Origin of the sequence: Rufibacter latericius, from assembly GCF_003721515.1 — a bacterium.
GTDB lineage: Bacteria > Bacteroidota > Bacteroidia > Cytophagales > Hymenobacteraceae > Nibribacter > Nibribacter latericius.
Genome location: NZ_RJJD01000008.1, coordinates 119,852 through 131,361, shown reverse-complemented (window position 1 = coordinate 131,361; position 11,510 = coordinate 119,852). Strand labels below are relative to the sequence as shown.

The window sequence follows — 11,510 nt, the reverse complement described above, 5'->3', positions numbered from 1 at the left end:
CACCGAAACGGCCTCTTGCTTATATAAGCAGGAGGCCGTTTTTATATCGTTTTCAGGAAAACAGGCGTGAAACTGTTACCGGTGATTATACTCTTTCACCGTCTGAATAAAACATTTCACCTTCTCGGGATCAGTGTCTGGGTACACACCGTGGCCCAGGTTAGCTATGTGGCGGTTCGGGCCAAAGGATTCCAGCATTTTGTTGGTTTCCCGCTTCACTCCGGCAAAATCATTGTACAGGGCGCAGGGATCCAGGTTGCCTTGCAGGGTTTTGCCGTCCCCGATGGCAGCTCGGGCGTCTTTCACGTCCATGTTCCAGTCAAGGCCTATTACCTGGCAATCAAGTTGGGCGAAATCAGCCAGTGAAAAGAAAGCACCTTTGGCGAAGACCGTTACGGGCACCCCTTGGATGGCCTGACAAATCTCCGCGATATAGCGATAGGAGAATTCTTTGTAATGCGCCGGGGGCAAAATGCCTGCCCAGGAATCGAAAATTTGGATGAGGTTGGCTCCGGCTTCTACCTGGGCTTTGAGGTAGGCGATGGTAGTATGGGTGATCTTGCGCAGTAGTTGATGCGACAATTCTGGCGCCTCGTAAAGCATCTTGCGGGCTTTGGAGAACGTCTTGGAACCGCTGCCTTCCACCATGTAGGCGAAAATGGTCCAGGGAGCACCAGCAAACCCGATGAGCGGCACCCGGCCGTTGAGTTCGCGTTTGGTGACCTTGATGGCCTCCAGCACGTAGTTCAGGTGCTCGTACGGATCGGCTACGCGCACGTTTTCTATATCAGCAGCAGTCTTGATGGTGTTGGGGAAAATAGGACCGCGCTTCTCAATCATCTCGTAGGTGCAACCCATGGCCTCGGGCACTACCAGGATATCGGAGAAAATAATGGCGGCATCCACGTCCAGCAAATCCACCGGCTGAATGGTGACCTCGGCGGCCAGTTCAGGGGTTTCCACCAGTTCCTTGAAACCGGAAAGACGCTCGCGCACGGCGCGGTATTCCGGTAAAATACGGCCTGCCTGACGCATAAGCCACACAGGAGTTCGTTCAGTAGGCTGCCCCATGGCGGCACGCAGGAGCAAGTCGTTCTTTAATTGCATGGCGCAAAGATAAGGCAAATAATGAGTCCTGAGTTCTGAGTCTGGAGTTCTGGGTCAGAAAAATAAGGAGTGATGTCAATAGATAATGGTTGTTTTAGAGCCCATTTCCGGAAAACAGGCCTAAAATAACGGCTACCTAAGGCTGGAAGGAATTACTTGAATAACGCCAGCAAAGCGGTCACAATGAAACTTACGCCAAGGGATAAAACAATGAATCCCATGATCTTGGTGAGGGCAGCAAGACCGGCTTTGCCCATGAAAATCATCAGGCGTGGCGAAAAAAGCAGGATGATGTAACTTACCGCTCCCAGGAGGATGATGCCTAGAATGGTGAGACCCATGTCCAGGAACGTGAGCGATTTGGTGAAAAGGCTGATGACTACCGCAATGGAACCCGGACCCGAAAGGAGGGGCATGGCCAGCGGCGTGAACGAAATGTCTTCTTTCTCCACACCCTCGGCCACTACGTCTTTAGACATTTTCTTACCGTCCTCGCCTTTGGGGTTGAGCAGGTCCAAACCCGCCCGCATGATCATGATGCCGCCCGCGATCCTGAGGTCATGAATCCTGAGCCCGAAAAAGTCCAACACGGCTTGCCCGGCCAGAAAGAACACCGTCAGAATCAAAATCATGTACAGACAAGCCCGAAAAGCCTGCTGGTTCCGGTGCTTGGGCGAGTCATCGTGCGTGAGTGTCAGGAACACCGGCATGGCCCCAAACGGATTCACCACCGAAAACAAAGCCGAAAAGGTTGCGAGTAGAATTTCCATTGGGTCCAATAATACGGAAATTCAGGAAATTACGTACACCTCAGGGAAGTTTGAAAGGAACCCGCCGGTTGGGGCAGAAAGCTCCTGGTTACGCGAAAATCCGGTGCCATATACCAGCCGATTTGGGCTTAGGAGGAGCGTAGGTCCGCTTTTGCTGCACCAACTGCAACCGCAGAATGGCCTTGATCAAGCCAAAATGAGCTTGTTCATTGCGTTCCAAAACACCGCTTACGCCCGGTTGCCAGAGGTTCAGTATTTCTTTTCCGGATACAGCAGGGGTCAGGATAAAGAGATGGGCTCTTTCCAGCCGCGAAACCAATGATTTAAGCAATTGCTCATCGGGTTCATAGCCCAGGGAAGCCCTGCCGCCAAGGATAATTAGCTCACGGGTAGAGTTTCGGCCCATGCCAAACTGGTTCTCGAAGGTCTCATAGCTGAGCGCCTGAATTTCCACCCGTTGGGCGTATTGATTTTGTTTATTTAACGCTTGGACAAGTGAACCAGCCAGTGTTTGGTCATCTTCCAGCAATAAAAGCCTGTAGGAAGTATTCATAGATTTAGTAAAATTAATACTATTTTATTTCCTGCAAAGAAGATGCTGTAAGATTCTTTAAACTTTATGTATTTAAAGGGTAATTTTGGCAAAATGAGCCATTTTTGAAGAGGATTATTCTTGAAAATGTTTTTCCAGAAGGAGTTCTTTCACCAGAAAAAGATAAACCTGAAAGAAAATCTGCTTCTTGCTGCCGCAAAACTTGTAGCTTACCCGCATAACTGAGAGATTTGGGGCTCGGGCAGCACAGGTCCCTTTCAGGTCACCGCTGTTTCTTTTACTTGTGATTTCAGCAAAGATGAACAATATAAAATTAGGTATTCTGGGGGGAGGCCAACTGGGCCGCATGTTGCTACAGGCTGGCCTTGACTTCAACCTCTATACGTTGGTCCTGGACCCCGATGAACACGCGCCTTGCCGTCACCTCTGCGAGGAATTTGTGCACGGTGATTTCAAAGACTATGACACGGTCTACGCGTTCGGGAAAAAGTGTACGCACGTCACCATTGAGATTGAGCACGTGAACGTGGAGGCGCTGTTTGCCCTGGAAAGGGAAGGAGTTCACGTATATCCCAAGCCTGCCTCGCTGCAGACCATTCAGGACAAAGGCCTGCAAAAAGAGTTCTTCCAGAAGCACAGTATTCCTACTTCTGATTTCCGGTTGCTGCAAGATGCCTCTGAATTAGAGAAGAACCAGGATTTCATGCCCGCTTTCCAGAAACTCCGCCGCGGCGGCTATGACGGAAACGGTGTAACGAGAATCGCTTCTTCCGATGATTTCCAGAAGGCCTTCCAGGCACCCACGGTACTGGAGAAACTGGTGGAGTTTGAAACTGAGATCTCGGTGATTTGCGCCCGAAACGTGCAAGGCGAGGTGAAAGCGTTCCCGGTGGTGGAACAGGTTATGCACCCGGCCCACAACCTGGTTGATTATCTGCTCGCACCCGCTCAAATTGCCTACAAACTACAGCGCATGGCCATTGAGATTGCCACGCACGTAACCACTGCCCTGGATATTGTAGGGCTGCTGGCCGTGGAGATGTTTGTGACCCGTGACGGACAGATTTTGGTGAACGAGGTTGCGCCGCGTCCGCATAACAGCGGGCACCATACCATGAAAGCCAACGCCACCTCACAGTTTGAGCAGCATTTGCGCGCCATTCTTGGGTTGCCTTTAGGCGACACCGAGCCTCATTGCCCGGCCGTGTTGGTCAACCTCTTAGGCGAGGCCGGTTATTCCGGCGAGGCGGTGTATGAAGGGTTAGAAGCTACGTTGCAGGAGCCCGGCGTGCACATCCATTTATACGGGAAGAAGTTTACGCGCCCTTTTCGGAAAATGGGCCATTTAACGGTGCTGGCCCCAACCATTGAAGAAGTAAAACAAAAAGCAGATACCATCAAGAACCGCTTAAAAATCATTGCATGAGCCAAACTCCTGAGCAAAGCACGGCCCTCGTAGGCATTATCATGGGCAGTCAGTCAGACCTGAAAGTGATGTCAGGCGCTGCCGATATCCTGGAACAACTGAACGTCCCGTTTGAAGTAACCATCGTTTCGGCGCACCGCACGCCCCACCGCATGCTGGAGTACGCCGAAGGTGCCCGCAAGAAAGGCCTGAAAGTGATCATTGCCGGAGCTGGCGGGGCCGCCCACTTGCCGGGCATGGTGGCTGCCCTGACCACGTTGCCGGTCATTGGGGTTCCGGTAAAATCAAGCAACTCCATTGACGGTTGGGATTCCATTCTTTCCATCCTGCAGATGCCGTCTGGGGTGCCGGTGGCTACCGTTGCTCTGAACGGCGCTACCAACGCAGGAATTCTGGCCGCCCAGATTCTTGGAAGCACCAATGCCGTAGTGGCAGATGCCCTGGAGAAACACCGCGCTACCCAACGTGACAAAGTGATGCGCTCTGTGGAGCAACTCCGCCGCGGCGACCTGGAAATGGACTAGCCTTTGCTTTCACTAGAGCCTATACTAAATACTGCCACGCCCGAGTTCTCTTGGGCGTGGGCTTTGTATGAAGAGGCTTTTCCGGTGGAGGAGCGGCGTTCCTTACACCAGCAAAGGAACTTGCTCGGTAATCCGGCTTATCAATTTGCTTCTATACTTTATCTAGATGAATTCGCGGGATTGTTCGGGATTTGGCACCTGCCAGGGGTTACTTTTCTGGAGCACTTTGCCATACTGCCAAACTTACGGGGGAAAGGAGTAGGCCAGGAAGCCCTGCAACATCTGATAAAAAAATCTTCCCCAATTTCAATTCTGGAAGTGGAGCCTCCGCTCACCGATACAGCCAAACGCCGGATCAGTTTTTATGAGCGTGCCGGTTTTCACCTCAACCCTTTTGAATATTGGCAACCTCCTTATGAGGAAAACAAGCCATGGGTAAAATTACAACTCATGTCTTCTCCAAATTTTCTAAAGGCTAACGAATTCGAGGCGATGAAAGGTCAATTGTATAAATCTGTTTACCTCCAGGACCCAACCTAGCCTCTCGCTGGATTTAGCACTGATTTGCTAAAACAGGCCCAAAACCCAGAAGGCTTTCTTTGCCTAGGCTCGGTATTTCCACTCCAAAATAAAGCAATAGGCCATGGCCAGGGCGCAGATAAGGAGTCCTAATGATTCCCGCGCCTCTTCAATGCCCGGAGAGTGGCTCATGTCCATGGTGATGCCTTGGTAAACGGGAGGCCAGAGCATAAATGCCCCCACCGAGAAAGCCAGGAAAGCCACCGCGTACACCCACCTGAAGAGTTTCCTTTTGTAGGCCAGAAAGCACAACACCGCTGCCGATAGGTACACCGGAACCCAGATTTCAGGGTCTGGGTCATTCCATTGCACCAAGGCAAATAGCACAAACATCAACATCAGTACAAGCAGCAGAATAACACGGAGTCTCATAGGAGTTTGGGGCAATTTTCCCCCTTTCTAAAATTCTTTACTAAAGTAAAAGTTTCTTGGGAAGGTGCAAAGGCAACCCTTTTCTTTGCAAGTGGTATTTAGGAAAGAGTCTTTCCTGTAAAATGCCTATGAAGATACTTTTCCGCGTCCTTCCTTTTGCCTTGCTGTTGTTTTCCGGGTGTTACAAGCTAAAAGGCCACTATGGCGGACCCAAAAGCTTTGAGCCTTTAACCCGCAGCCTGCAGCCCCAAGATGTAGCCTTGCCCGCCGGGTACACCATTGAACCCGTCACCAGCAATCTAACCTATCCCACGGGCATCACTTTTGACGAGCAGGGTACGCCTTACGTGACCGAAGCCGGTTATGCCTACGGCGAAATCTGGTTGCCTCCCAAACTTCTGCGCCTGAACCCAGACGGCTCCACTACCCAAATTGCCGCCGGAGACAAAAACGGACCCTGGACGGGCGCCGCTTACCACAACGGATTCTTTTATGTGTCTGAAGGTGGAGAACTGGAAGGCGGCCGTATCCTGAAGATCTCAAAAGCAGGCCAGATCACCCGCCTAGTGGAAAATCTCCCCAGTATGGGCGACCACCACACCGATGCTCCCGTGGTAGGGCAAGACGGTTACCTGTACTTCGGGCAGGGAACGGCCACCAACTCGGGCGTAGTAGGCACAGATAACTACCATTACGGCTGGCTTAAACGCAATCCTTCTTTCCACGATATTCCCTGCGAAGACATCGTCCTGACGGGGCAGAACTTCACCACCTACAATCCCCTGACTGAGGACGACAAAGACGAAGTCACGACCGGCGCCTACCTGCCTTTCGGGACACCCAGCACGCCTAACCAGACCATCAAAGGTGCCATTCCTTGTTCAGGGGCTATTTTTAGGGTACCCTTGCAGGGTGGGCCTTTAGAACTGGTGGCGTGGGGATTGCGCAACCCCTACGGATTGGCTTTCTCGCAAAACGGGCAGCTCTACGTCACCGATAACGGCTATGATACCCGCGGAAGTCGGCCGGGATACGGTGCCGGCGATGTTCTGTGGGCCGTGCAACCCGGGCAATGGTTCGGCTGGCCCGATTTCGCCAACGGTCAGCCCATGGCCTCAGATGACTACAAAACGCCGCATGATGACCCCAAATTCCTGTTGGCCAAACACCCGGGTACACCTCCTAAACCCGCCGCTATTCTTGGCGTGCATTCCTCCTCCAACGGACTGGACTTTTCCCGCAACGCCGGTTTCGGGCACGTGGGTGAGGCGTTTATTGCCCAGTTTGGCGATATGACCCCCGAAGTAGGCCATGCCTACGGACCCATTGGTTTCAAGGTAGTGCGGGTGAATACTAGTAACGGCGTGGTGGAAGATTTCGCTGTGAACAAAAGCAAGACCAACGGACCTGCCTCCATCATGAAAAACGGCGGCCTGGAAAGACCCATCTCCGTAAAGTTCAACCCCGCCGGTACCGAGTTGTATGTGGTAGATTTCGGGATCATGCCCATGACCGAGAAGGGACCCGCGCCGAAACAGAAGACAGGGGTTATTTGGAAAATCACGAAAACCGCAGCCAAATGAGACAGCTTCCCAAAAAATACAGAATCCTTAAGGCAGTCGTTTGCGGACTTTGTCTGGTGCTAAGCAGCTGCGGCACAGCCCGGCGCAGCGAACCCATCATGGGACCTTTGACGGTGCAGACCCAGCAACTGGAGAACGGCCGAGTGGTGTTCATGCAGAACTGCCATCGGTGCCATCCCTTAGGCGAGGCGGGCTTGGGGCCTTCCATCAACAACATTCCCCTGCCAGGGGTGGCCTTACGGTTCAGGGTGCGCAGCAAAGCCTTTTTTCTGGGCATCGGCCGCATGCCTTCTTTCAAGAAACACGAGATCTCCCGGGAGCAGATGGATGAACTGGTGGTATACCTGAAAGCGCTTCGGCGGCATAAAGGCAATGAGGCGGTAGCTGCTACTAAATGAAATCCGGGAATGGGATAAGCTGGGTAATATTGTAGCTGAAAAATGCTTTTGAGGTTGATCTACTGCAAAAAGCAAGAATCCGTTTTAAAGCTGTTTCCAGAAAGATAGCTTTAAAACGGATTCTTGCTTCTATGGACCTAAGTATTCTCGTTTTTAGAAAGAGATGCCAAGCAAAAAGTAGAACTGGTCTGTGGTAGTGCCTATCGTGGTGATTTTTGAGAACCCGTTTCCTTTCTCATATCTTCCTTCCACTGAAAGTTGGTGGTTGGACGAAATAGGGAAGAGGACACCGCCTCCAACTGCAAAGCTCTGAGCGTACTTCCTGAAATCTTCCATGTAGGATTCCTTCTTGACAGAGGTGTTTTCCTGTACTGAATTGGAACTGGTGGTAGTGAGTTCCTGGGTAAACTTAACAGCGTAAGAGTTAATGAAACCGGCACTCAGAAACGGATTGATTTTCTTGATTGGGAATGAATACCGTGCCAGAATGGGAAGTTTCACATAATGAAGGTCTAAAGCCAAATCATAGTCTCTTCTGAAGGTGTTTACCTGTTCTGAAAAACTTTTGGCGTATTGGTTACGGGTATACTGCAGTTCAACCTGCAAAGACAGCTTTGGGTTAATCCAAGGCAGGGTGCTATTTACAAATAAACCAACCGCGGGTACAAAAGAAGAGGTGAGCCTCTGGTCCTGGTTTTGGATTGAAGGGCCTCCCTTCACCTGAAGCGTAGAAGTGGAGCCTCCCGCTACAATGCCCCAAGTGAAAATGGATTTTGTGGGGGTTTCCACATAGGTCAAGGAGGCGGGGTTGCTACATTGGTTGTAGCGCACAACAAGGTTTATCAAGGCTTTTTGGGTAAAAGGAAGTCCCCTGGTACCTGCCATCTCAGCAGGGCAATCTTTAAAGGCTTGGTTCAAGGTTCCCCGGTACAAATGGTAAGGGACCAGCACCTTTCGGCCTTGCCGTTCTTCCGATACCGAGTAAGAGATAAGTTCCTGTAATGAATCGTTTTTAAGCAGGTAAAAGTGATCTTTAGAGTCCTTGTCCCGGAAGGAGTAAAGACTAGCTTTTCCCTTTACCAAAAGGGTGAAAAAATGGGTCTTAGTACTGTCTCCCGTAGCTACTTGCCTGGTCTCATACTTAAACCCTTCCTTAAGGCCGTAGCCTTCAATCTGTAAAGGGCTGAATGTTTCAATTGAGGCACTTTCTGATTTTTTGAAATTTACTTTTGACCCGCTTAGACGATCTCCTTTATGATCAACCAGCCCCCAGATTGTATCATTTTGTTGGATGATATAGCCCGGTTTGAAATTATGTTGGGCTAAAACAGAAAGGCTGCCAAGCAGTAAAAAGAGGGATAGTAAAGTTTTTTTCATTTAAATATTGGATAGCATACAAAGGTATAAATAACCCGTAAACTTCAATAAGTATAATTTTAGGAGAATCGTAGCCGAGTACTTCAAGTAATTGTCATTATTATATGTTAACCCCACCTGTGCACATTTACCTCATCCGTCACGCCCGGCCCCTCATCAACCAGAAGGGCTTTTTCACGAAAGCCCAGGCAGAGCAGTACATGCAGGACTATAATGTGGCGGAAGTGGAGAAGATCATTGAGCGCAGTGAGCACCTGCCTCTGGCCCGCATCAAGCGGGTTTTCTGCAGTACCCTGCCCCGCGCCAAAACCACCGCGCTCATGTTGTTTGGCGCAGAGGTGGAACTCCTAGAAGACGCCACCTTCAAGGAGTTTGAGAACCGCATCTGGGGCTTGCCATTGGGGAAGTTTCCTTTGAAGTGGTGGCAGGTAACCTCCCGGATTTTGTGGCTGCTGGGGATGAACCAAAAAGACATTGAAAGCTTCCGGCAGGCCAAAGTTCGCGCAGACCAGGCTGCTGAACATCTAGTGCGCGAAGCTGAAGTTCAAGGTCTGGCCGTTTTGGTAGCACACGGTTTCCTGAACGAATTCATCAAACGAGCCCTAAAGAAGCGCGGCTGGAAAGTAGTGCGGGACGGTGGCCGAGGCTACGTGGGCGTAACCCAACTGGAGAAATGAACCTGCCGTTTTGAGCCTTTTTTAAGGAAATTAGCCTTGAAACAGAAAGCGAGTGGATTACTAAGAAAAGAAGCCGTGCATTAAGCGGTGACTGTTTTGGGCTGATGTGGTGCGGTTTCTTTTCTCTCCAACGCCGCTTGCCGGAGGGAAAAGAAGTGAAGGGTATAGGCCAGCGGCACCAGGAAAGCCGGGAGCAGCATTACCGGAAAAGTAGTAAGGATGGTGGCGCCGGGCTTATCAAAGAACACCTGAACCGGAGTGGGCAACGTGAGCAAGCCGTTGGCCACAATGTTAAGGAGCAGTCCCAGGCCCAACAAGTGATAAAGCATCGCCAGTTTTGGGTTGTACCGGTGACCAGCATAGCAAAGTACCGCGAAAACCGGCCCGAAAAGGCCTGACAGGATATCCCAGTTCCGGCCTTCAAACGTCAAGCGCTCTGGTATTGCATTCGCCAGGAACAGCCACCACAGGAAAATCTCCACCGGTATTCTGAAGGCCTGAAGATAAAGCAAACCCGCCGGAGGTAAATGCCGGAGGAAGTTCTGGGTTCCAGGGTGAAACGTAATCATCAGCACCGCAACTAGAGGCGGAAGCAAAGCCGGAGCCATGTTCAGGGGTGCGATGTCGAAGTTGGAAGTTAAGCCGCTCAGAGCCAGGAAACTGACCAGCAAGAGCCAACCGGTGAGCAATCCGCCAATAATCCAGGTTTTCTTAGAGGCCTGAGCCGTGGAGAAGCCCATCCGCAGGAACGTGTGGCGGGTGCCGGCTAATAGCAGGGCCAGGCACAGAATACTCAGGGCGGCAAACCCCAGTTGGGCGAGAAATAAATAGTTTGCTTTCATGACAGTAAGATTGTTTCTACGGCATAAAGATGCAGCCTCAAAAGCCTGAACTGTTTGACAGAAATTGCTAATTTCTCTCTTTCCGGTACAAAGCCGGCGAGCAGCCCATCACTTTCCGGAAGGTCCGGCTGAACATGGAAATCTCGGGATATCCGCATTGGAGCGCCACTTCGCCAATGGTCATCCTGGTTTTCTGCAACAGTGGCAGACTGCGCCCAATGCGGTGTTGCAACAGAAACTGATGCGGCGTGCTGCCGTGGATTTGGGTAAACGCCCGCAGAAAATGGAACTTGGAAAGGCAGGCCACCTGGGCCAGTTCGTCTAAAGAAGAGGCATAATCAGGGTAGGCCAGAAGATAATCGGTGGCGAGGGAAATGCGCTTGAACAGCTCGGCTCGGGCGCTGGCTTTGGCGGCCGTCAGGTTCTGGAGTCGCTGGGTTAGTTCTTTTTTCTGCTGCAAGAGGGCTTGTAGTAGGGGTGCCAGGTGCTCCTGCAACTCCAGTTCTGAAACACTGGAAGAGGAACCCAAGTGATGCAGTTGGTGCAACGCCTGCGATATCGTTGGGGTTTTGCGTTGAAGCAGGTTCGGGAAATCAGAAAGGCCTGTGTTAAGTGCCGGGGTGAAAGGATTATCTAACAGATAACCCGAGGGGTGATTGCTGGCTTTGAGGTAGTCTTCCCAAAGATTCTGGCCCAGGTGAAGGTTAAAAGTCTCCACGGGCTGGTCTTTGCTGTCAATGGTAAGGGAGTAATGCTGCGCCCGGTTTGTGAGGAAAAAGCAATCATCAGGCACGGCCACTTTCTTGCTGCCCGCACTCACGTAAGAAGTTCCGGTGACGTTGGTGAAAAGAGAGAATGGCCCTTTGATATCTGGACGATAGCAGTGCTGGGTATGGGCGTTAAGAATGACCAGCGGCCACTCAAATCTTTCCTTCGGCGGAGTGTTTGGATTTGGCCCGTTCTCTTCCTGAAAAGCCGTTTCGGCTCTTGCCTTCAACTGCTGGTAGTCAGGAAATTCTTTCAGAAACATTTTAAAGCTGTTTTCAGAAATTTAGCCTAAAAACAGGAAAGATGAAACAGTTGTAAGAATTTGAATTTTAGTGGCTTATGGCAATATTAAAATAGGTAAACGCAGCTTCATCCAATAGATAAGTCACAAGCAGTTGTAGAAATATACACGTCGAATTTTAATTTAATGGAACTGTTTTTAAGTAAAATTAGATTGTGAAGTTCTACTAGTAAATTATTACATTTAAGTTCTTAGGGTTTGTAAATAAAGTATATGACTTAATTTCAACAGCT

13 protein-coding genes are annotated in these 11,510 nt (G+C 50.6%); 6 read left to right on the top strand and 7 right to left on the bottom strand.

What is annotated here, in order from left to right; translation table 11 throughout:
• Positions 1–75 precede the first annotated feature (75 nt).
• The 3 genes from hemE to EFB08_RS12550 form a co-directional block, all read right to left on the bottom strand.
• The gene (gene hemE / locus EFB08_RS12560) at positions 76–1,107 is read right to left on the bottom strand and encodes a uroporphyrinogen decarboxylase (protein WP_123127314.1); all 1,032 of its coding nucleotides are present in this window, start codon (positions 1,105–1,107) and stop codon (positions 76–78) included.
• A 152-nt stretch (positions 1,108–1,259) separates the two neighbouring features.
• Positions 1,260–1,877: a MarC family protein gene (locus EFB08_RS12555; protein ID WP_123127313.1), complete on the bottom strand. Its 618-nt coding sequence runs from the start codon at positions 1,875–1,877 to the stop codon at positions 1,260–1,262.
• Positions 1,878–1,965: 88 nt separating this feature from the next.
• Complete coding sequence (locus tag EFB08_RS12550) at positions 1,966–2,430, bottom strand: hypothetical protein (protein WP_123127312.1); 465 nt, start codon at positions 2,428–2,430, stop codon at positions 1,966–1,968.
• 298 nt (positions 2,431–2,728) lie between these two features.
• Between EFB08_RS12550 and EFB08_RS12545 the strand changes: the two genes are divergently transcribed.
• From EFB08_RS12545 to EFB08_RS12535, 3 genes are read left to right on the top strand one after another with little or no spacing between them, the layout of a single operon-like run.
• Positions 2,729–3,856, top strand: a complete 1,128-nt coding sequence (locus tag EFB08_RS12545) for a 5-(carboxyamino)imidazole ribonucleotide synthase (RefSeq protein ID WP_123127311.1) — start codon at positions 2,729–2,731, stop codon at positions 3,854–3,856.
• Complete coding sequence (purE, locus tag EFB08_RS12540; RefSeq protein ID WP_123127310.1) at positions 3,853–4,380, top strand: 5-(carboxyamino)imidazole ribonucleotide mutase; 528 nt, start codon at positions 3,853–3,855, stop codon at positions 4,378–4,380. Before EFB08_RS12545 ends, purE begins: the two co-directional genes overlap by 4 nt.
• Before the next feature lie 3 nt (positions 4,381–4,383).
• Positions 4,384–4,920: a GNAT family N-acetyltransferase gene (locus EFB08_RS12535; protein WP_123127309.1), complete on the top strand. Its 537-nt coding sequence runs from the start codon at positions 4,384–4,386 to the stop codon at positions 4,918–4,920.
• Between the two features lie 63 nt (positions 4,921–4,983).
• On the opposite strand, the gene EFB08_RS12530 is transcribed toward EFB08_RS12535, so the two are convergent.
• Complete coding sequence (locus tag EFB08_RS12530; protein WP_123127308.1) at positions 4,984–5,331, bottom strand: transmembrane 220 family protein; 348 nt, start codon at positions 5,329–5,331, stop codon at positions 4,984–4,986.
• Positions 5,332–5,459: 128 nt separating this feature from the next.
• Here EFB08_RS12530 and EFB08_RS12525 point away from each other — a divergent pair, with 128 nt between their 5' ends.
• Both EFB08_RS12525 and EFB08_RS12520 read left to right on the top strand, forming a co-directional pair.
• On the top strand, positions 5,460–6,914 hold the full coding sequence (locus tag EFB08_RS12525; RefSeq protein ID WP_123127307.1) for a PQQ-dependent sugar dehydrogenase: 1,455 nt from the start codon (positions 5,460–5,462) through the stop codon (positions 6,912–6,914).
• Positions 6,911–7,312: a c-type cytochrome gene (locus EFB08_RS12520; RefSeq protein ID WP_123127306.1), complete on the top strand. Its 402-nt coding sequence runs from the start codon at positions 6,911–6,913 to the stop codon at positions 7,310–7,312. The genes EFB08_RS12525 and EFB08_RS12520 overlap by 4 nt, the downstream gene beginning before the upstream one ends.
• A 153-nt stretch (positions 7,313–7,465) precedes the next feature.
• Here EFB08_RS12520 and EFB08_RS23520 read toward each other — a convergent pair whose 3' ends face one another.
• Complete coding sequence (locus EFB08_RS23520; RefSeq protein ID WP_165864883.1) at positions 7,466–8,158, bottom strand: porin family protein; 693 nt, start codon at positions 8,156–8,158, stop codon at positions 7,466–7,468.
• 635 nt (positions 8,159–8,793) lie between these two features.
• Here EFB08_RS23520 and EFB08_RS12510 point away from each other — a divergent pair.
• Complete coding sequence (locus EFB08_RS12510; RefSeq protein ID WP_123127304.1) at positions 8,794–9,366, top strand: histidine phosphatase family protein; 573 nt, start codon at positions 8,794–8,796, stop codon at positions 9,364–9,366.
• Between the two features lie 80 nt (positions 9,367–9,446).
• Here EFB08_RS12510 and EFB08_RS12505 read toward each other — a convergent pair whose 3' ends face one another.
• Together EFB08_RS12505 and EFB08_RS12500 are read right to left on the bottom strand one after the other, a co-directional pair.
• Entirely contained in the window at positions 9,447–10,208 is a 762-nt protein-coding gene (locus tag EFB08_RS12505; RefSeq protein WP_123127303.1) for a hypothetical protein, read from the bottom strand.
• A 67-nt stretch (positions 10,209–10,275) separates the two neighbouring features.
• Entirely contained in the window at positions 10,276–11,238 is a 963-nt protein-coding gene (locus EFB08_RS12500) for a helix-turn-helix domain-containing protein (RefSeq protein ID WP_123127302.1), read from the bottom strand.
• Between the last annotated feature and the right edge of the window lie 272 nt (positions 11,239–11,510).

Coding starts and splice junctions, on each gene's coding strand:
- EFB08_RS12555 (WP_123127313.1), bottom strand. CDS start 1,877: ATGGAAATTCTACTCGCAACCTTTTCGGCTTTGTTTTCGGTGGTGAAT.
- purE (WP_123127310.1), top strand. CDS start 3,853: ATGAGCCAAACTCCTGAGCAAAGCACGGCCCTCGTAGGCATTATCATG.
- EFB08_RS12510 (WP_123127304.1), top strand. CDS start 8,794: ATGTTAACCCCACCTGTGCACATTTACCTCATCCGTCACGCCCGGCCC.
- EFB08_RS12505 (WP_123127303.1), bottom strand. CDS start 10,208: ATGAAAGCAAACTATTTATTTCTCGCCCAACTGGGGTTTGCCGCCCTG.
- hemE (WP_123127314.1), bottom strand. CDS start 1,107: ATGCAATTAAAGAACGACTTGCTCCTGCGTGCCGCCATGGGGCAGCCT.
- EFB08_RS12520 (WP_123127306.1), top strand. CDS start 6,911: ATGAGACAGCTTCCCAAAAAATACAGAATCCTTAAGGCAGTCGTTTGC.
- EFB08_RS12530 (WP_123127308.1), bottom strand. CDS start 5,331: ATGAGACTCCGTGTTATTCTGCTGCTTGTACTGATGTTGATGTTTGTG.
- EFB08_RS12500 (WP_123127302.1), bottom strand. CDS start 11,238: ATGTTTCTGAAAGAATTTCCTGACTACCAGCAGTTGAAGGCAAGAGCC.
- EFB08_RS12545 (WP_123127311.1), top strand. CDS start 2,729: ATGAACAATATAAAATTAGGTATTCTGGGGGGAGGCCAACTGGGCCGC.
- EFB08_RS12550 (WP_123127312.1), bottom strand. CDS start 2,430: ATGAATACTTCCTACAGGCTTTTATTGCTGGAAGATGACCAAACACTG.
- EFB08_RS12525 (WP_123127307.1), top strand. CDS start 5,460: ATGAAGATACTTTTCCGCGTCCTTCCTTTTGCCTTGCTGTTGTTTTCC.